The 21168-nt window shown below is 50.8% G+C and carries 24 protein-coding genes and 1 pseudogene; 10 read left to right on the top strand and 15 right to left on the bottom strand.

Translation table 11 applies throughout. The features are described from left to right. Positions 1-11: 11 nt before the first annotated feature. The gene (sodB, locus tag NNN64_RS04155) at positions 12-593 is read right to left on the bottom strand and encodes a superoxide dismutase [Fe] (protein ID WP_048211764.1); all 582 of its coding nucleotides are present in this window, start codon (positions 591-593) and stop codon (positions 12-14) included. Between the two features lie 127 nt (positions 594-720). Continuing rightward, a complete protein-coding gene (locus NNN64_RS04150) occupies positions 721-1551 on the bottom strand; it encodes a C40 family peptidase (protein WP_137381281.1) in 831 nt (276 codons plus the stop codon). 334 nt (positions 1552-1885) lie between these two features. Here NNN64_RS04150 and grxD point away from each other — a divergent pair, with 334 nt between their 5' ends. Continuing rightward, on the top strand, positions 1886-2233 hold the full coding sequence (gene grxD, locus NNN64_RS04145; protein WP_003832760.1) for a monothiol glutaredoxin 4: 348 nt from the start codon (positions 1886-1888) through the stop codon (positions 2231-2233). A 51-nt stretch (positions 2234-2284) separates the two neighbouring features. On the opposite strand, the gene rnt is transcribed toward grxD, so the two are convergent. The 4 genes from rnt to NNN64_RS04125 form a co-directional block, all read right to left on the bottom strand. Then, complete coding sequence (rnt, locus tag NNN64_RS04140) at positions 2285-2932, bottom strand: ribonuclease T (protein WP_137381280.1); 648 nt, start codon at positions 2930-2932, stop codon at positions 2285-2287. Positions 2933-3026: 94 nt separating this feature from the next. Beyond that, positions 3027-3434: a lactoylglutathione lyase gene (gloA, locus tag NNN64_RS04135; RefSeq protein ID WP_003029198.1), complete on the bottom strand. Its 408-nt coding sequence runs from the start codon at positions 3432-3434 to the stop codon at positions 3027-3029. Positions 3435-3546: 112 nt separating this feature from the next. After that, positions 3547-4644 (bottom strand): alkene reductase, encoded by a 1098-nt coding sequence (locus NNN64_RS04130; protein ID WP_271440575.1) that lies wholly within the window; start codon positions 4642-4644, stop codon positions 3547-3549. Positions 4645-4698: 54 nt separating this feature from the next. Then, positions 4699-5298: a TetR/AcrR family transcriptional regulator gene (locus NNN64_RS04125; protein WP_271440574.1), complete on the bottom strand. Its 600-nt coding sequence runs from the start codon at positions 5296-5298 to the stop codon at positions 4699-4701. Between the two features lie 101 nt (positions 5299-5399). On the opposite strand from NNN64_RS04125, the gene NNN64_RS04120 reads away from it, so the two are divergent. The 3 genes from NNN64_RS04120 (at position 5400) to sodC (ending at position 7188) form a co-directional block, all read left to right on the top strand. Next, on the top strand, positions 5400-5639 hold the full coding sequence (locus NNN64_RS04120) for a DUF1289 domain-containing protein (protein WP_137381278.1): 240 nt from the start codon (positions 5400-5402) through the stop codon (positions 5637-5639). Positions 5640-5688: 49 nt separating this feature from the next. Continuing rightward, entirely contained in the window at positions 5689-6585 is an 897-nt protein-coding gene (locus tag NNN64_RS04115) for an aldo/keto reductase (protein ID WP_271440573.1), read from the top strand. A gap of 81 nt (positions 6586-6666) precedes the next feature. After that, the gene (sodC, locus tag NNN64_RS04110) at positions 6667-7188 is read left to right on the top strand and encodes a superoxide dismutase [Cu-Zn] SodC (protein ID WP_271440572.1); all 522 of its coding nucleotides are present in this window, start codon (positions 6667-6669) and stop codon (positions 7186-7188) included. On the opposite strand, the pseudogene NNN64_RS04105 reads toward sodC, so the two are convergent. The 3 genes and pseudogenes from NNN64_RS04105 to NNN64_RS04095 form a co-directional block, all read right to left on the bottom strand. Further along, positions 7164-9204: pseudogene (locus NNN64_RS04105) on the bottom strand (FUSC family protein). The gene sodC and the pseudogene NNN64_RS04105 overlap by 25 nt on opposite strands. After that, complete coding sequence (locus NNN64_RS04100; RefSeq protein ID WP_271440571.1) at positions 9201-10064, bottom strand: efflux RND transporter periplasmic adaptor subunit; 864 nt, start codon at positions 10062-10064, stop codon at positions 9201-9203. Before NNN64_RS04100 ends, NNN64_RS04105 begins: the two are co-directional and overlap by 4 nt. Before the next feature lie 2 nt (positions 10065-10066). After that, on the bottom strand, positions 10067-10303 hold the full coding sequence (locus NNN64_RS04095) for a DUF1656 domain-containing protein (RefSeq protein WP_202038724.1): 237 nt from the start codon (positions 10301-10303) through the stop codon (positions 10067-10069). Positions 10304-10495: 192 nt separating this feature from the next. Here NNN64_RS04095 and slyA point away from each other — a divergent pair, with 192 nt between their 5' ends. Continuing rightward, positions 10496-10936, top strand: a complete 441-nt coding sequence (gene slyA / locus NNN64_RS04090) for a transcriptional regulator SlyA (protein WP_019076732.1) — start codon at positions 10496-10498, stop codon at positions 10934-10936. 48 nt (positions 10937-10984) lie between these two features. On the opposite strand, the gene slyB is transcribed toward slyA, so the two are convergent. Then, positions 10985-11452: an outer membrane lipoprotein SlyB gene (gene slyB, locus NNN64_RS04085; protein ID WP_003029175.1), complete on the bottom strand. Its 468-nt coding sequence runs from the start codon at positions 11450-11452 to the stop codon at positions 10985-10987. A gap of 274 nt (positions 11453-11726) precedes the next feature. Between slyB and anmK the strand changes: the two genes are divergently transcribed. From anmK to pdxY, 5 genes are all read left to right on the top strand, one after another. Continuing rightward, on the top strand, positions 11727-12848 hold the full coding sequence (gene anmK, locus NNN64_RS04080) for an anhydro-N-acetylmuramic acid kinase (protein WP_137381272.1): 1122 nt from the start codon (positions 11727-11729) through the stop codon (positions 12846-12848). A gap of 87 nt (positions 12849-12935) precedes the next feature. Further along, complete coding sequence (mliC, locus tag NNN64_RS04075; RefSeq protein WP_202038722.1) at positions 12936-13265, top strand: C-type lysozyme inhibitor; 330 nt, start codon at positions 12936-12938, stop codon at positions 13263-13265. A gap of 59 nt (positions 13266-13324) precedes the next feature. Then, on the top strand, positions 13325-13981 hold the full coding sequence (pdxH, locus tag NNN64_RS04070; RefSeq protein WP_048211753.1) for a pyridoxamine 5'-phosphate oxidase: 657 nt from the start codon (positions 13325-13327) through the stop codon (positions 13979-13981). Positions 13982-14107: 126 nt separating this feature from the next. Then, on the top strand, positions 14108-15382 hold the full coding sequence (gene tyrS, locus NNN64_RS04065) for a tyrosine--tRNA ligase (RefSeq protein ID WP_020996426.1): 1275 nt from the start codon (positions 14108-14110) through the stop codon (positions 15380-15382). 63 nt (positions 15383-15445) lie between these two features. Beyond that, complete coding sequence (gene pdxY, locus NNN64_RS04060) at positions 15446-16306, top strand: pyridoxal kinase PdxY (protein ID WP_271440570.1); 861 nt, start codon at positions 15446-15448, stop codon at positions 16304-16306. Between the two features lie 83 nt (positions 16307-16389). Here pdxY and gstA read toward each other — a convergent pair whose 3' ends face one another. From gstA to rsxG, 5 genes are all read right to left on the bottom strand, one after another. Continuing rightward, a complete protein-coding gene (gstA, locus tag NNN64_RS04055; RefSeq protein ID WP_202038721.1) occupies positions 16390-16995 on the bottom strand; it encodes a glutathione transferase GstA in 606 nt (201 codons plus the stop codon). A gap of 104 nt (positions 16996-17099) precedes the next feature. Next, positions 17100-18605: a dipeptide/tripeptide permease DtpA gene (dtpA, locus tag NNN64_RS04050; RefSeq protein WP_271440569.1), complete on the bottom strand. Its 1506-nt coding sequence runs from the start codon at positions 18603-18605 to the stop codon at positions 17100-17102. A gap of 612 nt (positions 18606-19217) precedes the next feature. Further along, the gene (gene nth, locus NNN64_RS04045; protein WP_137381266.1) at positions 19218-19853 is read right to left on the bottom strand and encodes an endonuclease III; all 636 of its coding nucleotides are present in this window, start codon (positions 19851-19853) and stop codon (positions 19218-19220) included. Beyond that, a complete protein-coding gene (locus NNN64_RS04040; RefSeq protein WP_048211748.1) occupies positions 19853-20545 on the bottom strand; it encodes an electron transport complex subunit E in 693 nt (230 codons plus the stop codon). Before NNN64_RS04040 ends, nth begins: the two co-directional genes overlap by 1 nt. Before the next feature lie 2 nt (positions 20546-20547). Continuing rightward, on the bottom strand, positions 20548-21168 hold the full coding sequence (gene rsxG, locus NNN64_RS04035; RefSeq protein ID WP_271440568.1) for an electron transport complex subunit RsxG: 621 nt from the start codon (positions 21166-21168) through the stop codon (positions 20548-20550).

Here is a 21168-nt window from a genome sequence, read left to right as displayed (position 1 = left end):
GCGTTGTCATTTTATGCTGCGAAGTTTTTCGCAACAAATTCCCAGTTCACCAGTGCCCAGAAGTGTTCCAGGTAGCCAGGACGGGCATTACGATAATCGATGTAGTAAGCATGTTCCCACACGTCAACGGTCATCAGAGGCGTCGCGTCAGTCGTCAGCGGTGTACCTGCGTTGGAGGTGGATACGATAGCCAGTTTGCCATCCGTTCCTTTTACCAGCCAGGTCCAGCCAGAACCGAAATTCTTGATAGCGGCATCGGTGAATTGTGCTTTGAAGTCTGCAAAGCTGCCAAAGGAGGCGGCAATCGCTTCGGCCAGTTTACCGGTCGGCTCGCCGCCTGCGTTTGGTGCCAGGCAGTTCCAGTAGAACGTGTGGTTCCATACCTGTGCTGCGTTATTGAATACACCACCTTCAGAGCTACGTACGATCTCTTCCAGTGATTTACCTTCAAACGCGGTGCCTTTAATCAGGTTATTCAGATTGGTCACGTAGGTTTGATGGTGTTTGCCATAGTGGTATTCCAGCGTTTCGGCAGAAATGTGCGGTGCCAGAGCATCTTTGGCATACGGTAATGCAGGTAATTCGAACGACATTGCTTCTCTCCTTATTATTTATAGTGAGTACACACAATAGCCTCATTGTGAGTAAGGATAGGGTAGCAAATTGAAAGGTTATGCAAAAGAAGAACTTACCCTACAGCATATTCTGTAGGGTAAGTTTTTAGCGAATTGTTTTCGGCGTCATCACACGGCGAGCGCCCACGTAGTGGCGTTGCCAGTAATCTTCGCTCAGAGAGGTTATTTGAATTTCCTGACCGCTGCGTGGAGACTGGATAAATTTACCATTGCCAACATAGACGCCAACGTGGTCAGCGGTACCGCGACCTTGCGTGCGGAAGAAGACCAGATCACCGTTTTTCAGTTCACCACGTTCAATCGGCGCAGCGTCGCGCAGGTGATACATTTCATTGGCGGTACGCGGGATGCGGAACTTCACCAGATCTTTGTATGCGTAATAAACCAGCCCGCTGCAATCAAAACCGGTTCTGGGTGATGTGCCACCCCAACGGTAAGGTTTACCGATTTGGTTCATCAGGGTAGACATAGCGGTTTTGGTTGCTTTCTGTACTTTTACTTTATGTACATCCGCAACGGCTGTTGGTGCAGTCGTCTTCACTTTTACACAACGTGGCTTATGACCTTTGCGCGGGGTACATTTTTCAGTCCAGGTGACGGCAGGGGTTTGTATTGCCGCTGTTTTACTGCGACGGTTTGCTGTTTTCGTCGATTTTGCCGGAGTTGCTGTGCGTTTTTTGGAAGAGGAGGCCGTTTTCGTACTGGTTTTACTGGTGTTTTTTGTCGCCGTTTTCTTGTTGGTTTTTGTTGCTTTTTGGCTGGTTGTTGCGCTTTTCTTTTTATCTACCGTCTTGACGGTGTGGGAAGCGGTAGGCGTCGTCCTGGCCTGCTTGGAAGCATGAGCCATAGGCGTAAAAGGCAGTGTGGTAAAAAGTAAAGCACAGAGCGTGATCGAGATTCGGTTTATCCGCGCCACTGAGCAGTCCTCTGGTAAGGCAGGTCTATCGTGCCTGCGTGTGATTTTCAAAACTTGACGATTCTAATCTATAGAAAGAGGGAAAGTTAATAGCTTTTTTCGTTTAAAACTACGTTTCGTAACCGACCGCAAAAAAAAACAGCAATTCAAGGCGTAATTGGTGAACAGATAATCAAATCCCCAGGCTTTACGCGGATAAATGAGATTGTGAATGCAACTTTTAACGACAGGCGATAAAATAATATCGCGTAATGAAAATGTTATTTTCCGTTACCTGCCTGACCCGCTACAATGTCAGACTACTGCCGTAAAAGAAGTTTAAGGAAGCAAGATAATGAGCACCACTATCGAAAAAATCCAGCGCCAGATCGCTGAAAACCCGATTCTCCTGTACATGAAAGGTTCCCCAAAACTGCCAAGCTGCGGTTTCTCTGCTCAGGCTGTGCAGGCGTTGTCCGCCTGTGGTGAACGTTTTGCTTATGTTGATATTCTGCAGAACCCGGATATTCGCGCCGAGCTGCCGAAATATGCCAACTGGCCGACTTTCCCACAGCTGTGGGTTGATGGTGAACTGGTAGGCGGCTGTGACATTTTAATTGAAATGTACCAGCGTGGTGAGTTGCAGCAGTTGATTAAAGAAACTGCGGCGAAATACAAAACCGAAGAGCCGGACGCTGAGTAACCAGCAAAAATAAAAAAGCGACCTCCGCAGGTCGCTTTTTTTATGCCGCCGTTACGCCTCTTCGGGCACTGGCAGAGGCCAGCCGCCGAGACGTTTCCAGCGGTTAACAATTTCGCAGAACAGAACGGCTGTCCGTTCGGTGTCATACAGCGCCGAGTGCGCCTGAGTCCCATCAAACTCCATTCCTGCAGCAAGGCAGGCTTTTGACAGTACTGTTTGCCCCAACGACAGGCCGCTTAATGCTGCCGTATCAAAGGTGACGAAGGGGTGAAACGGATTACGTTTCAGTGAGGCGCGTTCTGCCGCAGCCATCATAAAACTGTGATCAAATGTCGCATTGTGCGCCACCATGATCGCCCGATTACAGCCGCTATCTTTGATACCTTTACGTACCATTTTAAAGATGGCATGCAGCGCGTCGTACTCGCTGACGGCGCCACGCAACGGGTTGCTCGGGTCGATGCCGTTAAATGCCAGCGCTTCGGGTTGTAAATTCGCCCCTTCAAACGGTTCAACGTGGAAATGTAACGTCATGTCCGGCATCAGCCAGCCCTGTTCATCCATTTTCAGTGTGATGGCGGCAATTTCAAGCAGCGCATCGGTTTTGGCGTTAAATCCTGCTGTTTCGACGTCAATGACGACAGGATAAAAACCACGAAAACGGTCACACAGACCGGAAAGTTGAGCGTTATCGGACATCTGGGTCTCTTAATACGGGAAAATTGCAGCGCGTATTATGGCAAAATGATGAGTATAAAACTACGGGCACAGACGATCTGCGCCCGAGGAGAGTTTAGTCGCCCAGACCGCGGCCGGCGTCTTTTTCTTCGATCAGCTCAATTTTATAGCCATCTGGATCTTCAACAAACGCGATGACCGTCGTACCGCCTTTTACCGGACCGGCTTCACGCGTCACGTTACCGCCGTTTTGACGAATACGTTCACAGGCCTCTGCCGCGTTATCTACGCTCAGGGCAATGTGGCCATATGCGGTACCCAGTTCATACTTATCAACGCCCCAGTTATAGGTCAGTTCGATCACGGCTTCGCTGGTTTCAGGGCCGTATCCGACGAATGCCAGAGAGTACTTATATTCAGGGTTTTCGCTGGTACGCAGCAGCTTCATGCCCAACACGTTGGTATAAAACTCGATGGAACGCTGCAGGTCACCCACGCGCAGCATGGTATGAAGTAAACGCATCTTTCTTCCCCTTCAAAAATGGCTAATACATTCAAAATGTTGTTTTAGTATAGCGGCGTTATAACGCCGCTATCAATGAACGATTAGAAATCGATTGGCAATTCTCAGGACCTTACAGGGTAGGGTAATCGGTATAGCCTTCAGCACCGCCGCCGTAAAAACTTTCCGCACGCTGTGGATTGAGCTCGGCTTTACGCTGCAGACGTGCAACCAGATCCGGGTTAGCAATGTAAGCACGACCAAAGGCAACTGCATCGATTAGACCTTTCTCGATCAGTGATTCAGCTTTCTCTGGTGTATAGGCACCCGCACCAATAATCGGACCGTGGAAACGTGCGCGAACTTTCTCGCGAAACGCGTCTGAATACGGTTCGCCACCAGCCCAGTCTGGCTCGGACATATGCAGATAAGCAATGCCGCGCTTGCCCAATTGTTCGATCAGGTACAAAGCATCAGCCTCTTCATTCGGACCGTTGTCGACGTTCTGGAACGAGCCGATTGGGGAAACACGGATACCAATGCGTTCGGCACCCCATTCTTTAATACCGGCATCGACGACTTCCAGTACCAGACGAGCGCGGTTTTCAACGCTACCGCCGTATTGATCGGTACGCTGGTTTGAAGTTGGCGACAAGAACTGGTGCAGTAAGTAACCGTGAGCAGAATGCAGCTCGACCAGGTCAAAACCGGCTTCACGTGCATTGGCAATCGCCTGGCGGAAATCATTCACGATACCCGGGATTTCTTCGGTTTCCAGCGCACGTGGCATTGAGGTATCGGCACGTGTGGCCAGTCCATTTTCATCGCGCAGAGACGTTCGGGTGCCGGCACTGATGGCGGATGGGGCAACCGGAGCCTGACCGTTTGGCTGCAGGCTGGAGTGGGAGATACGCCCGGTATGCCACAGCTGAACGGCAATATGGCCCTGCTCAGCGTGTACAGCCGCCGTAATCTTTTTCCACGCAGCAATTTGTGCATCACTGTGCAAACCTGGCGCTCCGGCATAACCTTTCGCCTGCGCAGAAATCTGTGTCGCTTCGCTAATGATAAGACCCGCACTGGCGCGTTGGCGATAGTACTCGGCCATCAGCGGAGTAGGGATGTCGCCAGGTTCGATGCTGCGCAAACGCGTAAGTGGGGCCATAAACACACGGTTTGCCGCAGTGATCGCACCCACCTTAAGCGGGGAAAAGAGTTTTTCAGATGACATGTTACACTCCTGAATAGACCGGTCGTCTAGTGATAAATTAAATAAAAACGCCTGTTAAACGACAGGCGCTGCAATGATGGTTTTGACGTGAGCCAGCGCGTTTTCCAGCGGCGTGGCACTACGCGACATTTTGGCCTGCAGGTTGGCACCCAGCCACAGCGCATACAACACCTGCGCCTGCTGCAAAGGTTCGCCAACAAACGACAGACAATGATTCGCCTGACCTTTTTCCAGCGCCTGCGCCAGCAGCGTAATAATGTGCCGGGCGCCTTTGTCCATTGCTGTACGCATATCTTCGGAAAGATCGCACACTTCGGCAGACAATTTCACAGTTAAACAGCCACTGATGATGCCGTGCTGGCTAAACTGGTTCAGAGTTTCCTGATAGTAGGCCAGAATGCGGTCGCGGTAGTTTCCTGCGCCCGTCTCAAAATGCGTAGCCAGTCGCTGATGATAGCTCGCGTAATGGCGCTCCAGCATCGCCACACCGAACGCTTCTTTTGAGCGAAAATAGTGATAAAACGAACCCTTGGGAACCTCCGCGGTTTTCAGTAGCTCGCTCAAACCCATACCGGTGAAACCGCGCTGCATACACAGTCGCTCGCCGGTCGCCAAAAGATGTTCGCGTGTATCGTGTTCAGTTACTTTGTTCATGTCGAGGAGTGTAATAGACCAGTCGGTCTAATGCAATAGCGCTTGCCAGATTTTCAGTTACCGTCTTCAATAGGTATATCAATCTTACAAAAGGAGGGGATGTGGCCGAACAGCTGGAGTTTTTCCCCGTCCAGAGCCCATGCCGCGGTATATGTCAGTCTGACGATCGCGGTTTTTGTCGTGGATGTTTTCGCAGTCGGGATGAGCGTTTTAACTGGCAGAAAATGAGCGATGCCCAAAAGCAGGAGGTGCTGCGACTCTGTCGCCAGCGTCTGATGCGTAAATTACGCGCAAACAAATCCAACCCGCCGGAAGAACCGCAACAACCTTCACTCTTTTAAAAGCGTTATTGCGTATACTCGATGCACATTCACTTATAAGGAAGCTGCTATGGTTCAGCGTATTACTATTGCGCCGCAAGGCCCGGAATTTTCGCGCTTTGTGATGGGGTACTGGCGTCTGATGGACTGGAATATGTCCGCGCGTCAGCTAGTCAGCTTTATTGAGGAACATCTCGATCTGGGCGTCACGACTGTCGATCACGCGGATATTTATGGCGGATACCAGTGTGAGGCGGCGTTTGGCGAGGCAATGAAACTGGCACCGCACCTGCGTGAAAAAATGCAGATTGTTACCAAATGCGGTATTGCCACGACAGCGAAAGAGGAAAACGCGCTGGGTCATTACATCACTGACAGCGCCCATATTATTGCCAGTGCCGAACAGTCGCTGAAGCTGCTGGCAACCGATCGCCTTGATCTGCTGTTGATCCACCGCCCCGATCCGTTAATGGATGCAGATGATGTGGCGGAAGCTTTCAAGACATTACATCATAGCGGTAAGGTGCGCCATTTTGGTGTCTCTAACTTCACGCCAGCACAGTTTTCACTGCTGCAATCACGATTACCCTTTACTCTGGCAACCAATCAGGTCGAAATTTCTCCGGTGCATCAACCTCTCCTGTTGGATGGGACGTTAGATCAGCTGCAACAACTGCGTGTCCGCCCAATGGCCTGGTCTTGCCTGGGCGGTGGGCGTCTGTTCAATGATGACGCCTTCCAGCCGCTGCGCAATGAACTGGCCGTGATAGCAGAAGAACTGAATGCGCAGTCCATAGAGCAGGTGGTGTATGCGTGGATCCTGCGTCTACCGTCGCAGCCGCTGCCGATTATTGGCTCGGGTAAAATTGAACGTGTGCGTGCTGCAATTGAATCAGAGTCATTGAACATGTCTCGCCAGCAGTGGTTCCGTATTCGTAAAGCGGCTCTCGGTTACGACGTACCTTAATCACGTATTCAGCGTTCCGTCGTTCAAATTTGTGTCACTGGATTACACTTATCAGTCAGACACCTGGATGACGGAGGTTGTATGAAACGTTTGAGTTTAGCCATCATCACATTACTAGCCTGTGCAGGTGCACAGGCTGCCAGTGAGAAAGTGGTGATGAATCTGGTGACGTCGCAGGGCGTTGGCCAGGAAATTGGTACTGTCACCATTACCGAATCCGCAAAAGGGCTGGAGTTTACGCCTGATCTTAAAGCACTGCCGCCGGGTGAACATGGTTTTCATGTGCATGCTAACGGCAGTTGCCAGCCCGCTATTAAAGAGGGGAAAGCCTCGGCAGCAGAATCGGCTGGCGGTCATTATGACCCGCATAAAACTGGCAAGCATGAAGGTCCGGAAGGTGCAGGCCACATGGGCGACCTGCCTTTACTGGTGGTAAATAACGAAGGGAATGCCACGACGGCAGTGACAGCCCCCCGGTTGAAATCACTTGATGAAATTAAAGGTAAGGCGCTGATGATCCACGTTGGTGGCGATAATATGTCCGATCAGCCGAAACCACTTGGCGGCGGAGGGGCACGTTACGCCTGTGGTGTTATCAAGTAATCAGCGACTCAGCGTGCCCGGAGGCGGCGCTTGCTCAAGTTGTGAAAGTGAGCAGTGTAGTCGCCAGATAAGGGCCGATAACTCCTGCGCTGCGGGCTGATGATGATGGGCCAGTGCATCACAGATGCGCTGGAGTTCATTAAGCGTGGCATTCAGCGGACGTTGCTGCACGCCACGTTCACTCATCACATCGCGTAACAGTGAGATACACACATCCCTGACGCGCGCCAGCGGATCTGATCGCGCCTCCCAGACGCGAAGTTGCCACACGACGTGTGAGCAGTTCAGTAACACCACTCCCCAGCGTAGTAACCAACGTCGCGCCAGTGCATCCTGGCTGTTGCTGAGCTGGCTGACATGATGATAGGTCAGCGACTCAAACTCGTTTTCACTGAGTGAAGGATGGCGGCTAAGTTGATCGACAAAGTTACGCCGTAACGCGCGAATATGGCGGCGGCTTTTTCTCGCATCAGAACCTGGCCGTAGAATAGCAAAAGCCAGCCACGACAGCGCGACGCCGGTGATCTTCGCCGTATTGTCATTCAAAAAACCTGCAAAATCATAGACAGGAGGATTGGTCACCGCGATAAACGATCCCATAAAGACGATCAGCTGTCCCCAAAGGCCCGCCAGTTTCGGCATCTGTAATTTTAACAATTGCATGGTGGCAAGCAGCGGAAAGAGAAACAGAATGAACTGCCAGAGATCGGTAATTTGTACCATCAGACCGAATTTCACCACAAAACTGAACAGCGACAGCAGGACCAGCGTGCGCATCAGCAAAGAGAGTGATTTGAAGGGGGCCGCTACGGCGGAATATAACACGCAACTGATGGCGGCAAGCGTCAGAGCCCCGGAGCCTGACTCCCATTGTGCACCAATGCTCCACGCGCCGATGGACATCAGCGTAATGAAGGTACGCAATCCGCTCCAGAGAGCCTCCGCGTTATCGGTATGACGGGCAAGACCCGGCGTACGCTCAATATTGATACGATCGGCCGTGACGCCCTTTTCCAGCAAGCCCAGATAATGACTGCTTTTCAGATAGATGCGGCAAAAATAGCGCAGACGCTGCCAGAAGGCGACGTGCCGATAGTCATGCTGATCGACGGGGCACAGCGGGGCGATAATCCGCGCGACGGCGTAGCTGTCGGTATCAGGTTTGACTAACGCGGTCAGCAACTGCTCGATGACATCCCGGGTATTAGCCGGAGGATTAGGCCAGTTCAGTAGCATTCGCCGCAGACTGGAAATAACGCTGGTCAACCGCAACTGTTGGTGTAACAACGCATTGAGTAAGGTATTTTGACGGCGAAAACGGTAGTGGCTCCAGAACGCCTGAATACGTAGCAGATTCATTGTCAGGATTTGACCGATCACCCCTTCATGGGCGGTGCGGATAGCATCTGTGGTTTCTGGTTGCCAGAGCAAGCTGGCATGCTCCAGCAAACGTGCATGCATATTTTTCAAAGCGGTCAGCAGCGTGGTGCCATCGGATGTGCTGGGCAGGATCATCATCATCAAGCCGCCACAGAGGATCCCGACAATGACTTCGCACACGCGTGCCTGGGCGATATCCCACAGCTGCGTTACCTCTGTAATATGCACCATTGGAAACGCAATAATCGCTGCAGTATAGCCTGCCAGTTGAAAAGCGTAGGCCACGTTGTTGGTGAAATGCGCACACGCCCAGGTACAAAAACCGATCCAGACTGACATGCTCAACAGAAACAGCCAGGGTTCATTGAGGGTATGGCCGGCTATAATCAATGCGGCCGTTGCACCAAGTAAACTGCCCGCGATACGCCCCAGGCTTTTGCTGATCACGCCACCAACGGTTGGAAAACTGACCACCGCTGCTGATGTCATCGCCCAGTAGGGTTCGTCGAGATTCAGGTAATAGGCGAAGGTTAACGCCAGACACATCGCAATAGTATTACGCAGCGCGTAACGCCACTGTCCACTCGTGGCTTTAAACCACGGCAGACTGGCTGGTGTCAGGCGGGGTAGTTTCATTTTTGCTGACCGATGGACACGCTACAGGTTGTCCCCGAAACCAGCGTAACATCGTGCGGAAGGGTATCAAATTCGATACGAACGGGAACCCGCTGCGCCAGACGAACCCACGGAACGTTTGGTTTGATGTCAGGAACCAGACCAGAATTGCTTTCCACACTCTGATCATAAATGGCGCGACCAATGCCGGAAACGTGACCCTGTAACTTAATGTTGCCGCTGTAGAGCGTGATAAGAGCAGGTGCCCCGTCTTGAATATGGCGTAGTTTGGTTTCTTCGAAATAGCCCATGACATAAAAAGAGTGGCTGTCGACCAGGGCAAACAGAGGTTTACCCGTTGAGGCGTAGTCTCCGGTACGGGTTGATAGATTGGTGACCCAGCCTGTGACCGGGGCTTTGACTACCGTTTGCGCCAGTTGCCACTGAGCATGGCGCAAACTGGCCTGGGCTGCGGCAACGGTCGCCTGCATGGCTTTTACATTGAGCAGTGCGCTGTCCAAATCTTCGGCCGAGATGAAATTTTGCGACAAATTGCGGCGACGTTTGGCTTCATTATTGGCTTTGGTCAGATCGGACTGCGCTTTGGCCAACTGAGCCTGTGCATTCAGCTCAGCAATCTGGAAAGGGGTCTTGTCGATAACAAAAAGAACATCGCCTTTGTTAACCAGTTGATTATCTTTAATATTGAGTTCACTAATGCTGCCAGAGATCTGCGGAGTGATGCTGACCTGTTCAGCGCGGACTTTTCCGTCACGCGTCCATGGCGACTGCATATAGTAATTCCACATCCACCACCCGGCGAGGACGGCAATAACAGCGACTATAATAGTGGAGAAGTATTTAATGGTTTTAAGCGACATAATCACCACGCAATCAACATGACAAAGGCCAGACACACGCAAAGGGTAAAGAGGGACAGATCCATTAACAGGGGATGCCAGATTTCGCCAGAATAGATCCCGTCGCGTAGCAGGCGATGAACAACTAGCCAGAGGATAAATCCTGCAACAAACGCCTTGAAAATAGGGGGGAAGTAGACAGATGCTCCGATCATTAAATCTTGTAGGGGCAATCCTGTTGCATTAAACATAAACTTCACGGGCAAAATCCTTGGCGAAAAGAGCGTTGCTATAGGTTTAGCAAAAAAAGGGACAATGTGTCTCTGTAAGGCATAATGTCTGAAAAAATGTCAACCGGTAAGCAAATTTGGCAATACATTTGTTTTGGGAATACAAATGCTGCACACTATTCTAAAATCAGCACAATAACTTAGCAAGCTAATTATAAGGAGATGAAATTGGAATCGCCATTAGGTTCTGATCTGGCACGGTTGGTGCGCATTTGGCGTGCTCTGATTGACCATCGCCTGAAACCTCTGGAGTTGACGCAGACGCATTGGGTTACACTGCACAACATTCATCAGTTGCCACCGGATCAATCACAGATCCAGCTGGCTAAAGCGATTGGTATTGAGCAGCCTTCATTGGTGCGTACGCTCGACCAGTTAGAAGAAAAGGGACTCATTTCACGACAGACTTGCGCCAGCGATCGTCGGGCAAAGAGAATTAAATTAACGGAGAAGGCCGAACCGCTGATTGCTGATATGGAAGCGGTTATCAACAAAACGCGCGGCGAAATTTTGGAAGGGATTTCCGCTGAGGAAATTGATCTGCTGATAAAACTGGTCGCCAGACTGGAACACAATATCATTGAACTGCAGTCGCAGGGCTAAAGCGATCAAAACGACGTGTGGCCAGAGGCTGACCACACGTGAATTCGATTAACGTGGAGACACGGTAACCTGGCTACCATTGTTAGCCATAACAACGCGCTGACCTGCAGAGAATTTGGTCGCACCCTGCTTCTGAACCACCATGATGGTATTACCGTCATCCTTACGAATTTCCAGTTCTACGCCCTGGGTTTTATTCATCGCGCCTTGTACGCCCTGGCCTGCTACGCCACCGGCAACCGCGCCTGCCGCTGTCGCTAATGAACGACCGGTACCGCCGCCTACTGTGTTACCGAGGAACCCACCCAGCACAGCACCACCAATAGCGCCAATCACGTTTGCGTCGTCACCACCCTGGATTTGCACCGGACGAACATGAACAATCGTACCGTAGGTAACGTTCTGAACTTGTTTCGCTTCGGATGCGGTATACACGTCACCTGAAAGGCTATCATTGTTAACGCAGCCCGCTAAAGATACGCCCATTAATGAAACAATCAGCACACGTTTAATCATTTACAAATCTCCTTTGTCACCACGAAACGCTAATAAAGCACTCCTCATGGCTAAATTATATGGCATTTGTGAGTCTAAGGTCACATGTTCTACTGGAACAATATGAAAATCTTAACCGAAATCGGGTTAACCGAGTATAAACGAATCATTCATCACGTTAATGAAATTTAGGGGTTACTGGGAAGATTAACCCGCAAAAATCATCAAGGAAGCATGGAATTAGTCGACACTTTATGGTGGAGTGTCAAGGCTAATTTGCTTAAAAGGATGACGTATGAAATCGGGCCGTTTTATCGGAGTGATGTCTGGAACCAGCCTTGATGGTGTGGATGTTGTGCTGGCGGCGATAGATGAAACGATGGTTGCGCAGCAGGCAAGTCTGACATGGCCCATCCCCGTTCATGTAAAACAGGCCATTCTGGATATCTGTCAGGGGCAGCAACTGACGCTTTCCCAATACGGTCAACTGGACACGCAGTTGGGACGTTTGTTCGCCGATGCGGTGAATGCGTTGCTGCAGCAGGAAAAATTGAAACCGCAGGATATTGTCGCGATCGGCTGTCATGGGCAAACCGTGTGGCATGAACCGACAGGAATTGCGCCACACACGCTACAAATTGGTGATAACAACCAGATTGTTGCGCGTACCGGGGTAACGGTGGTCGGTGATTTTCGTCGGCGCGATATCGCGTTAGGCGGACAGGGGGCACCGCTGGTTCCTGCTTTTCACCAGGCGTTGCTGGCGCATCCAACGGAGCGCCGGATGGTGTTAAATATTGGTGGTATTGCCAATCTGTCACTGCTCATCCCAAAACAACCGGTTCGGGGATATGACACCGGTCCGGGCAATATGCTGATGGATGCCTGGATTTGGCGGCAATGTGGCCAACCTTATGATAAAGATGCGCAGTGGGCCTGTTCGGGGACAGTGATTCTGCCGCTGTTACAAACGATGCTTAACGACCCGTATTTTTCCGCACCAGCGCCAAAGAGTACGGGGCGCGAATATTTCAATTATGGCTGGATTGAACGCCATCTGACCCAGTTTCCGGGAATTAGCCCACGAGACGTACAGGCGACGTTGGCTGAACTGACGGCCGTGACGATTTCCGAACAGGTCCTGTTGAGCGGAGGGTGTGAACGGTTGATGGTATGTGGCGGCGGAAGCCGTAATCCACTTCTTATGATGCGTCTGGCGGCGCTGTTGCCGGGTACGGAAGTGACCTCCACCGATGAAGCCGGGATCAGTGGTGATGATATGGAAGCGTTAGCCTTTGCCTGGCTGGCGTGGCGTACACTTGCGGGACTGCCGGGGAACCTGCCTTCGGTGACCGGCGCATCTGAGCCCAGCGTTTTAGGGGCTATTTTTCCCGCCAATCCACGAACTCAGAGTTAACTGAAATTATTCCAGGCGGTATACCGATAAACTAGGGATGTTAGGGAGGGTGTTTTTGCCCTCCGGGACCAGGAAAGTCTTCAGGATATGGCTATGAAAAAACTGTTATTAGTGTGTCTGCCCGTATTGCTTACCGGTTGTAGTGTGTACAACCAATTTGTCGAGCGTATGCAAACGGATACGCTCGAATATCGCTGTGATGAAAAACCGCTTACCGTAAAATTGAATAATACCCGACAGGTGGCGAGCTTTGTTTATGATAATCAACTATTAAATCTCAAACAGGGCGTGTCGGCATCGGGTGCACGCTACACAGATGGTATCTACGTCTTCTGGTCTAAAGGAGACAACGCGACGGTATATAAACGAGACAGAATTGTGCTGAATAACTGTCAGTTACAGAACCCGAAGCGTTGAGATTTTCACCTGGGCGGCGCACAATAGCGTCACCCACTGACAATCCGTAGCCCAACATCATGTCTGATAACGACGAATTGCAGCAAATCGCGCATCTGCGCCGTGAATACACGAAAGGCGGTCTTCGCCGCCGCGATCTTCCCGCCGAACCCCTCGCTCTGTTTGAGCGCTGGCTGGGGCAAGCCTGTGATGCAAAACTGGCAGACCCTACCGCTATGGTCGTCGCAACAGTCGATGAACACGGCCAGCCGTACCAGCGAATCGTGTTGCTCAAACATTATGATGACAAAGGGCTGGTGTTTTATACCAACATGGGCAGCCGTAAGGCGCACCAGATCGAGAACAACCCGCGCATCAGCCTGTTATTCCCCTGGCATACGCTGGAACGGCAGGTGATGGTTATCGGTAAGGCCGAACGCTTGTCCACGCTTGAGGTGGTGAAATATTTCCACAGTCGCCCGCGCGATAGCCAGATTGGCGCCTGGGTTTCTAAGCAGTCCAGTCGGATCTCCGCACGTGGAATTCTGGAGAGTAAATTTCTTGAGCTGAAGCAGAAGTTTCAGCAAGGGGAAGTGCCGTTGCCAAGTTTCTGGGGCGGCTTTCGCGTGAGCATTGAACAAATGGAGTTCTGGCAGGGTGGCGAAAACCGTCTGCACGACCGTTTTTTATACCAACGTGAAGATGACGCGTGGAAAATTGACCGTCTGGCCCCCTAAAGATGCAAAATTCTTGTTTTAAGCGCTGGTGCTGATGAATCCGGCGCTTTATTCTATGTCTCTTTCGCATCAGGCGAAAAGTCGTGTACCGGCAAAGGTGCAGTCGTTTTATACATGGAGATTTTGATGGCAAGCAGTAACTTGATTAAACAATTGCAAGAGCGGGGGCTGGTGGCCCAGGTGACGGACGAGGAAGCGTTAGCAGAGCGACTGGCGCAAGGCCCGATCGCGCTCTATTGCGGCTTCGATCCTACCGCTGACAGCTTGCATTTGGGGCATCTGGTTCCATTGTTATGCCTGAAACGCTTCCAGCAGGCAGGCCATAAGCCTGTTGCGTTGGTAGGCGGTGCAACGGGTCTGATTGGTGATCCGAGCTTTAAAGCCGCCGAGCGTAAACTGAATACCGAAGATACCGTGCAAGAGTGGGTGGATAAAATCCGCAAACAGGTTGCACCGTTCCTCGATTTCGACTGTGGCGACAACTCGGCGATTGCTGCGAACAACTACGACTGGTTTGGCGGTATGAACGTACTGACTTTCCTGCGTGATATCGGCAAACACTTCTCCGTAAACCAGATGATCAACAAAGAAGCGGTTAAGCAGCGTTTGAACCGTGACGATCAGGGGATCTCCTTTACCGAGTTTTCTTACAACCTGCTGCAAGGTTATGATTTTGCCTGCCTGAATAAACTGCATGGCGTGGCATTGCAAATTGGTGGTTCTGACCAGTGGGGGAACATCACCTCTGGTATCGATCTGACCCGCCGCCTGCATCAGAACCAGGTATTTGGCCTGACGGTTCCGCTGATCACTAAAGCTGACGGTACCAAGTTCGGTAAAACGGAAGGTGGCGCAGTTTGGTTGGATCCGAAGAAAACCAGTCCATACAAGTTCTACCAGTTCTGGATCAATACGGCTGATGCGGACGTATATCGCTTCCTGAAATTCTTCACCTTTATGGACATTGAAGAGATCAATGCGCTGGAAGAAGAAGATAAGAACAGCGGTAAAGCACCGCGTGCCCAGTATGTTCTGGCTGAGCAGGTAACGCGTCTGGTTCACGGCGAAGAAGGTTTAGTGGCGGCGAAACGCATTACCGAAAGCCTGTTCAATGGTAACCTGAGCGATCTGAGCGAAGCGGACTTCGAACAGCTGGCGCAGGATGGTGTACCAATGATCGAAATGGACAAGGGTGCCGACCTGATGCAGGCGCTGGTGGATTCTGAACTGCAGCCTTCGCGCGGTCAGGCGCGTAAGACCATTGCGTCTAATGCGGTCACCATTAATGGTGAGAAACAATCTGACCCGGAATATTTCTTCCAGGACAGTGATATTTTGTTCGGCCGCTACACCTTACTGCGCCGTGGCAAAAAGAACTACTGTCTGATTTGCTGGAAATAAGTAAAAGTCAGCAGGGGCGTGGGAAACTACGCCCCTTTATTTTTTAGGGTTGTGGTAAGTAAAATGAAGAATATCCTCGCCATCCAGTCCCACGTTGTTTTTGGCCATGCCGGCAACAGTGCTGCCGAATTTCCGATGCGTCGTCTTGGCGCGAATGTCTGGCCGCTCAACACCGTTCAGTTTTCTAACCACACGCAGTACGGTAAATGGACCGGCTGTGTTATGCCGCCCAGCCACCTGACTGAAATTGTTCAGGGTATTGCTGATATCGATAAACTAAAGACCTGCGATGCGGTGCTGAGTGGTTATCTGGGATCCGCAGAGCAGGGCGAGCATATTCTGGGTATTGTGCGCAAAGTGAAAGCGGCAAATCCTCAGGCGAAATTCTTTTGCGATCCAGTGATGGGGCATCCTGAAAAAGGCTGCATCGTGGCACCTGGCGTTGCGGAATTTCATGTTCGTCACGCACTTCCGGCCAGCGACATTATCGCGCCAAATTTGATTGAACTCGAAATTCTGTGCGAGCATGCGGTTAACAATGTTGATGAAGCGGTGATGGCTGCCCGTGAACTGATTGCTCAGGGACCGGAAATTGTGCTGGTCAAGCATCTTGCCCGTGCAGGTATCAGCGCAGATCGTTTTGAGATGCTGTTGGTTACCGCCGATCAGGCGTGGCATATCAGCCGTCCGCTTGTCGATTTTGGCGCACGCCAACCGGTTGGCGTTGGTGATGTCACCAGTGGCTTGCTGTTGGTTAAATTGTTGCAGGGGGCTTCATTGCAGCAGGCGCTGGAGCATGTGACGGCGGCGGTGTACGAAATTATGATCGCCACCAAAGAGATGCAGGAGTATGAACTGCAGGTGGTTGCCGCCCAGGATCGTATCGCGAAACCAGAACACTACTTTAGCGCCACTCAGCTGTAATCAATGTGCAATGGCGCTCACGCTTATCGGGCCTACGTTTTTCTGTAGGCCGGGTAAGCGCAAGCGCTACCCGGTAACAACAATTAATTTAACCCTTCCGCTTTAAGCGCTGCGGCAACTGCCGGACGCTCAGCCATGCGCGTCATATACGCCTCGATATGGCTTAATCCTGCCATATTCAACTTAACTGCATACGCCCAACGTAGCACGGTAAACAGATAGGCATCAGCAATGCTGAAGCGTGCGCCGCAAATCCACGGGTTGTCTTTCAGCGATTCGTTCACATATTGCATTTTTTTCTCAAGCAATGCGCGAACGGTTGGTTTGTACTCCTCTGGCGTATCCGGTCGGAACAGAGGGGTAAAACCTTTATGTAGCTCTGTAGCGATATAGTTAAGCCATTCGATAGTTTTGTAGCGGGAGAGGCTGCTGGTAGGGGCCAGGAGATGACGGTCTGGAACGGTATCTGCCAGATATTGCATGATGGCAACGCCTTCTGTCAGTAGTGTACCGTCATCCAGCAACAGTGCGGGAACTTGTCCTTTCGGGTTTACCGCGAAAAAATCGTCGCCGTTTTCCAGACGTTTCTTCATCAGATCAACACCATCCAGCGTGAAATCTTTACCGCTCTCACGAAGTGTGATGTGGGAAGCAAGAGAACAAGCGCCCGGTTTGTAGAACAGTTTCATCGGTAACTCCTTTTGGCTGAGGTATACCGTATGGTAGTGCTACCTGGAACAAAAAAAAAGCCGCTAACAACAGTTAGCGGCCTGAAATTAAGTTTCCCTGAGAATTACGCTGTTGCGGCCTTAGAGGCTTTCTCACTGACGTCGTCATCTTGCGTCATGCGGTTCAGTTTCGGCGCAGTCAGCAGCATCAGAACGGCGATAACTGCGGTAGCAACACCAATCTGCAGGAACACGCGACCGTAGACTTCAAGGGACATCAACGGGTCAGTCACATTCTCTGGAACCGCCATCATGTTAGCCACGTAACCACCGATGATGTTTGCACCCGCAGTTGTCAGGAACCAGCTACCCATAATGAAGCCCATCAGACGCTGTGGAACCAACTGTGCCACCATCGCCAGACCCAGACCAGAAATCATCAACTCACCAATACTTTGCAGACCGTAGCAGATGATCAGCCAGTTAACAGAAACGATGCCCGCATCGGTCGCAAATTTCGCACCCAGCGGCAGGATCAGGAATGCGCCTGAGCACAGCACCATACCGATAGCGAACTTGGTAGGCATTGGCAGAGTGTCGCCCATCTTGTTATAGATAGCGGCAAGAATTGGGCTACCGATGATGATCCAGAACGGGTTCAGTGCCTGATACTGTTCTGGTTCGAAAGCAATACCCAGAATAGAGTGTTCAACGTTACGAATCGCGAAGAAGTTCAGGGACGTCGGCATCTGGCTGTACAGTACGAAGAAGATAATGGCTTCCAGCATCAGAATAAAGGCGACGATCATCTTACGACGTGCAGCACCCTGCATAGAGAACGCTTCTTTCGCAAAAATAACCACGATACCCATGGCGATAACACCCAGAACCATACGTGCGATGCCCTGGTTGTGCAGCAGCCATGTTGCGATAGCGATAAGCACCACAACACCAACAATGGTCAACAGCAGGTTGCGGAAGTTGATAGGTTCAAAGTCAGGCTTGGAGCCGTACTGTTTAACCCAACGCTGGCAGAATGCGAAGTTAACAACGGTGATCAGCATACCCACGACGCTCAGGGCGAACGCGGTGCTCCAACCGTAACGTGCTGCCAGCCACGGTGTTGCCAGCATAGAGAAGAATGAACCGATGTTGACGGACATGTAGTACATGGTGAATGCACCATCAAGACGCGGGTCATCTTTGGCATAGCAGGTAGAAAGCAGAGAGGATGGGTTTGCTTTAAACAGGCCGTTACCGACCGCGATGGCCGCCATACCCATATAAACGATACCCGCATCGTGACCAGACCATGCAACCAGTGCATAACCAATAGCCAGGACAACGGCACCCAACATAATCACACGCTTTGTGCCCAGAACTTTATCACCTAACCAGCCACCAATAGCAACAAGGCCATATACCAGGGCGCTAAAGGAGGAGAAAAGAGTGATGGAATCCGCTTCTGACATACCCAGTTGCTTCACCAGGTAGACGGCCATAATCCCTTGCAGGCCGTAATAACCAAAACGCTCCCACAGCTCAATTGAGAAAATGAGATAGAACGCTTTTGGTTGTTTGAAGGCGTTTAAACTGACGCTTTCTGTTGGTTTATTGTTTGCAGTAGACACTTTTACCTCTTTTTTTACATCCCATATCAACGGGGGTGTTCTGGTACGTGATGAGTCAAGTTCATCCGTCCGATTGTTATAGTGGGAGGGGAAACGGCAAGTAATGTTCACTATCTTGACCATTCAGACAAGGGGTTTGTAATAATCTGTTACATATAACTCAGGTGGTGAAATCGTCGGGGCTGAGAAATGTTATCCAGCGTTAAATTTCTTCATTTGAAGAATGGCAGATTTTTACACTGTCAGGATGGGGTTAAAATGGGAATGTGGCGATATGTTCTGCTATTTTGGCCTGAAGGTAGTGATATAGCCCATTATCTGAAAAATAGCCAGTGTAATGTTTTGTATCGAAACGAGCCTGTCAGGTCATCTGATTGTCATTTTAACTGCAAAATAATAAATATTTTACATAATGTTATCAGAGTGATCTTGATCACGGATGGATAGAAATTTCTACTATTAAAAAAACGATTAACCTGCTCAGGTGTTAGTTCACAAGAATATTACATTAGATATGCCGGAAGGTACGGCATCATTGTCGGGAAATGAACGATTGAGAAGTGCATAACTAATCGTTATGGAATAGGGGGCCAGCGTTATGGCCCCATACTGTCAGATATCGACTTTCTCTTTGAATTCACAAAGATCTTCAATAATACAGGAACCGCAGCGTGGTTTTCTGGCTATGCAGGTGTAGCGACCATGAAGAATTAACCAGTGGTGACAATCGACTTTAAATTCACTGGGGACGACTTTCAGCAGTTTCTCTTCGACCTGTTCGACGTTTTTACCTGGGGCAAATTGTGTACGATTGCAGACCCGAAAAATATGGGTATCTACGGCAATCGTTGGCCAGCCGAAGGCGGTATTCAATACCACATTGGCCGTTTTACGACCAACGCCTGGCAGCGCTTCCAGTGCCGCCCTGTCTTCCGGTACTTCGCCATTATGCTGTTCCAGCAGGATACGGCAGGTCTTAATCACGTTCTCAGCTTTGCTGTTGAACAGACCAATCGTCTTGATATACGACTTAACCCCCTCAACACCGAGCTCGAGCATGGCAGCAGGGGTATTGGCGACGGGGTATAGCTTAGCCGTTGCTTTATTGACGCTGACATCGGTGGCTTGCGCGGAAAGCAAGACCGAAATCAGCAGTTCAAACGGTGACGTAAAGTTGAGTTCGGTAGTGGGATGCGGATTGTTGTCACGCAGGCGCGTCAGTATTTCCAGCCGTTTCGTTTTGTTCATTACACATTCCCTGTTTCACCCGCCGGGTCTGCTGCCATAGCGGCCTCAGCACGACGTTTCTTCATCTTTTCATCAATCAGATATTTAACAGCCAGCATCAGCCCAAGGCCAATGAATGCACCCGGCGGTAGCATGGCCAGCAGAAATGGTGTGTCAGTATGGAAGATCTCCACGCGCAGGACTTTGGCCCAATTGCCCAGCAGTCCGTCTGCACCGTCGAACAATGTACCGTTACCTATTATTTCACGCAGCGATCCGAGAACAAACATGGCACCGGTCGCACCCATGCCAATAGAAAAACCATCGAGAGCGGATAAAGCGGGGCCCTTTTTCGCAGCAAAGGCTTCAGCACGGCCAACGACAATGCAGTTGGTTACAATCAACGGGATAAAGATACCCAGTGATTGATACAGGCCAAAGGCGTAGGCATTGATAAGCATTTGTACCGCACTCACCACGGAGGCGATGATCATGACATAAATTGGAATACGGATTTCGGGTGGCGTCCAGCGGCGCAACGCTGAAATAGTCAGGTTTGTCAGGGTCAACACCAGCGTAGTCGCCAGCCCCAGACCTAACGCATTGGTTGCGGTAGAGGTAACGGCCAGCAACGGACACATGCCGAGTAACTGTACAAGGGCGGAGTTATTTTTCCAAAGTCCCTGAACAATGACGTCTTTAATTTCGCTCATGGTTACTCTCCACAGGCGCTAAGTTGAGGAAGTTGCGCAGGCAGAGTCTGCGCAAACAGGCCAGCACGTTTCACAGCATTAACCACTGCTCGGGGCGTTATGGTCGCGCCGGTGAACTGATCAAAATCGCCGCCATCTTTTTTCACCGCCCAGTGAGGGTCGTTTTCCGCATTAATCGTTTTGCCGCTAAAGTGGGTGATCCAGTCTGACAGACGTAACTCAATTTTATCACCGAGGCCGGGTGTTTCATGATGTTCCGTCACCCGCGTACCCAGCACAGTACCGTTGAAATCTACACCAACCAGCAGTTGAATTGCACCGGAATAACCATCGGGTGCCGTGGCCTCCAGAATTGCCGCAACCGGACGGTCGTCCTGGCGGGCAATATAGACACGATGTGTACCTTTACCTAATGCCTGCGCATTCACCAGATAGCAACTTTCTGGCAGATTGTTATTGTAGCGATCGCCAGGTAGTACCTGATCAAACAGCGCCTTTTGTTGAAGAGCCGCTTGTTCATCAATGGTAGACTTGGTTAACTGATTAATCGCCGCCGTTAACCCTGTAGAGCCCGCGGCAAACAGTGCCAGAGTGATACCGTGTTTACGAATCGTTTTCAGCAT

The organism is Citrobacter sp. Igbk 14 (genome assembly GCF_028069825.1).
In the GTDB taxonomy this organism is placed as follows: domain Bacteria; phylum Pseudomonadota; class Gammaproteobacteria; order Enterobacterales; family Enterobacteriaceae; genus Citrobacter.
This window is presented reverse-complemented; position numbering and strand designations above follow the sequence as displayed.

Coding starts and splice junctions, on each gene's coding strand:
- NNN64_RS04125 (WP_271440574.1), bottom strand. CDS start 5,298: ATGAACAAAGTAACTGAACACGATACACGCGAACATCTTTTGGCGACC.
- pdxH (WP_048211753.1), top strand. CDS start 13,325: ATGTCTGATAACGACGAATTGCAGCAAATCGCGCATCTGCGCCGTGAA.
- gstA (WP_202038721.1), bottom strand. CDS start 16,995: ATGAAACTGTTCTACAAACCGGGCGCTTGTTCTCTTGCTTCCCACATC.
- pdxY (WP_271440570.1), top strand. CDS start 15,446: ATGAAGAATATCCTCGCCATCCAGTCCCACGTTGTTTTTGGCCATGCC.
- NNN64_RS04040 (WP_048211748.1), bottom strand. CDS start 20,545: ATGAGCGAAATTAAAGACGTCATTGTTCAGGGACTTTGGAAAAATAAC.
- slyA (WP_019076732.1), top strand. CDS start 10,496: ATGAAATTGGAATCGCCATTAGGTTCTGATCTGGCACGGTTGGTGCGC.
- tyrS (WP_020996426.1), top strand. CDS start 14,108: ATGGCAAGCAGTAACTTGATTAAACAATTGCAAGAGCGGGGGCTGGTG.
- rnt (WP_137381280.1), bottom strand. CDS start 2,932: ATGTCCGATAACGCTCAACTTTCCGGTCTGTGTGACCGTTTTCGTGGT.
- NNN64_RS04100 (WP_271440571.1), bottom strand. CDS start 10,064: ATGTCGCTTAAAACCATTAAATACTTCTCCACTATTATAGTCGCTGTT.
- sodC (WP_271440572.1), top strand. CDS start 6,667: ATGAAACGTTTGAGTTTAGCCATCATCACATTACTAGCCTGTGCAGGT.
- NNN64_RS04130 (WP_271440575.1), bottom strand. CDS start 4,644: ATGTCATCTGAAAAACTCTTTTCCCCGCTTAAGGTGGGTGCGATCACT.
- nth (WP_137381266.1), bottom strand. CDS start 19,853: ATGAACAAAACGAAACGGCTGGAAATACTGACGCGCCTGCGTGACAAC.
- rsxG (WP_271440568.1), bottom strand. CDS start 21,168: ATGCTGAAAACGATTCGTAAACACGGTATCACTCTGGCACTGTTTGCC.
- gloA (WP_003029198.1), bottom strand. CDS start 3,434: ATGCGTTTACTTCATACCATGCTGCGCGTGGGTGACCTGCAGCGTTCC.
- grxD (WP_003832760.1), top strand. CDS start 1,886: ATGAGCACCACTATCGAAAAAATCCAGCGCCAGATCGCTGAAAACCCG.
- anmK (WP_137381272.1), top strand. CDS start 11,727: ATGAAATCGGGCCGTTTTATCGGAGTGATGTCTGGAACCAGCCTTGAT.
- NNN64_RS04115 (WP_271440573.1), top strand. CDS start 5,689: ATGGTTCAGCGTATTACTATTGCGCCGCAAGGCCCGGAATTTTCGCGC.
- sodB (WP_048211764.1), bottom strand. CDS start 593: ATGTCGTTCGAATTACCTGCATTACCGTATGCCAAAGATGCTCTGGCA.
- slyB (WP_003029175.1), bottom strand. CDS start 11,452: ATGATTAAACGTGTGCTGATTGTTTCATTAATGGGCGTATCTTTAGCG.
- mliC (WP_202038722.1), top strand. CDS start 12,936: ATGGCTATGAAAAAACTGTTATTAGTGTGTCTGCCCGTATTGCTTACC.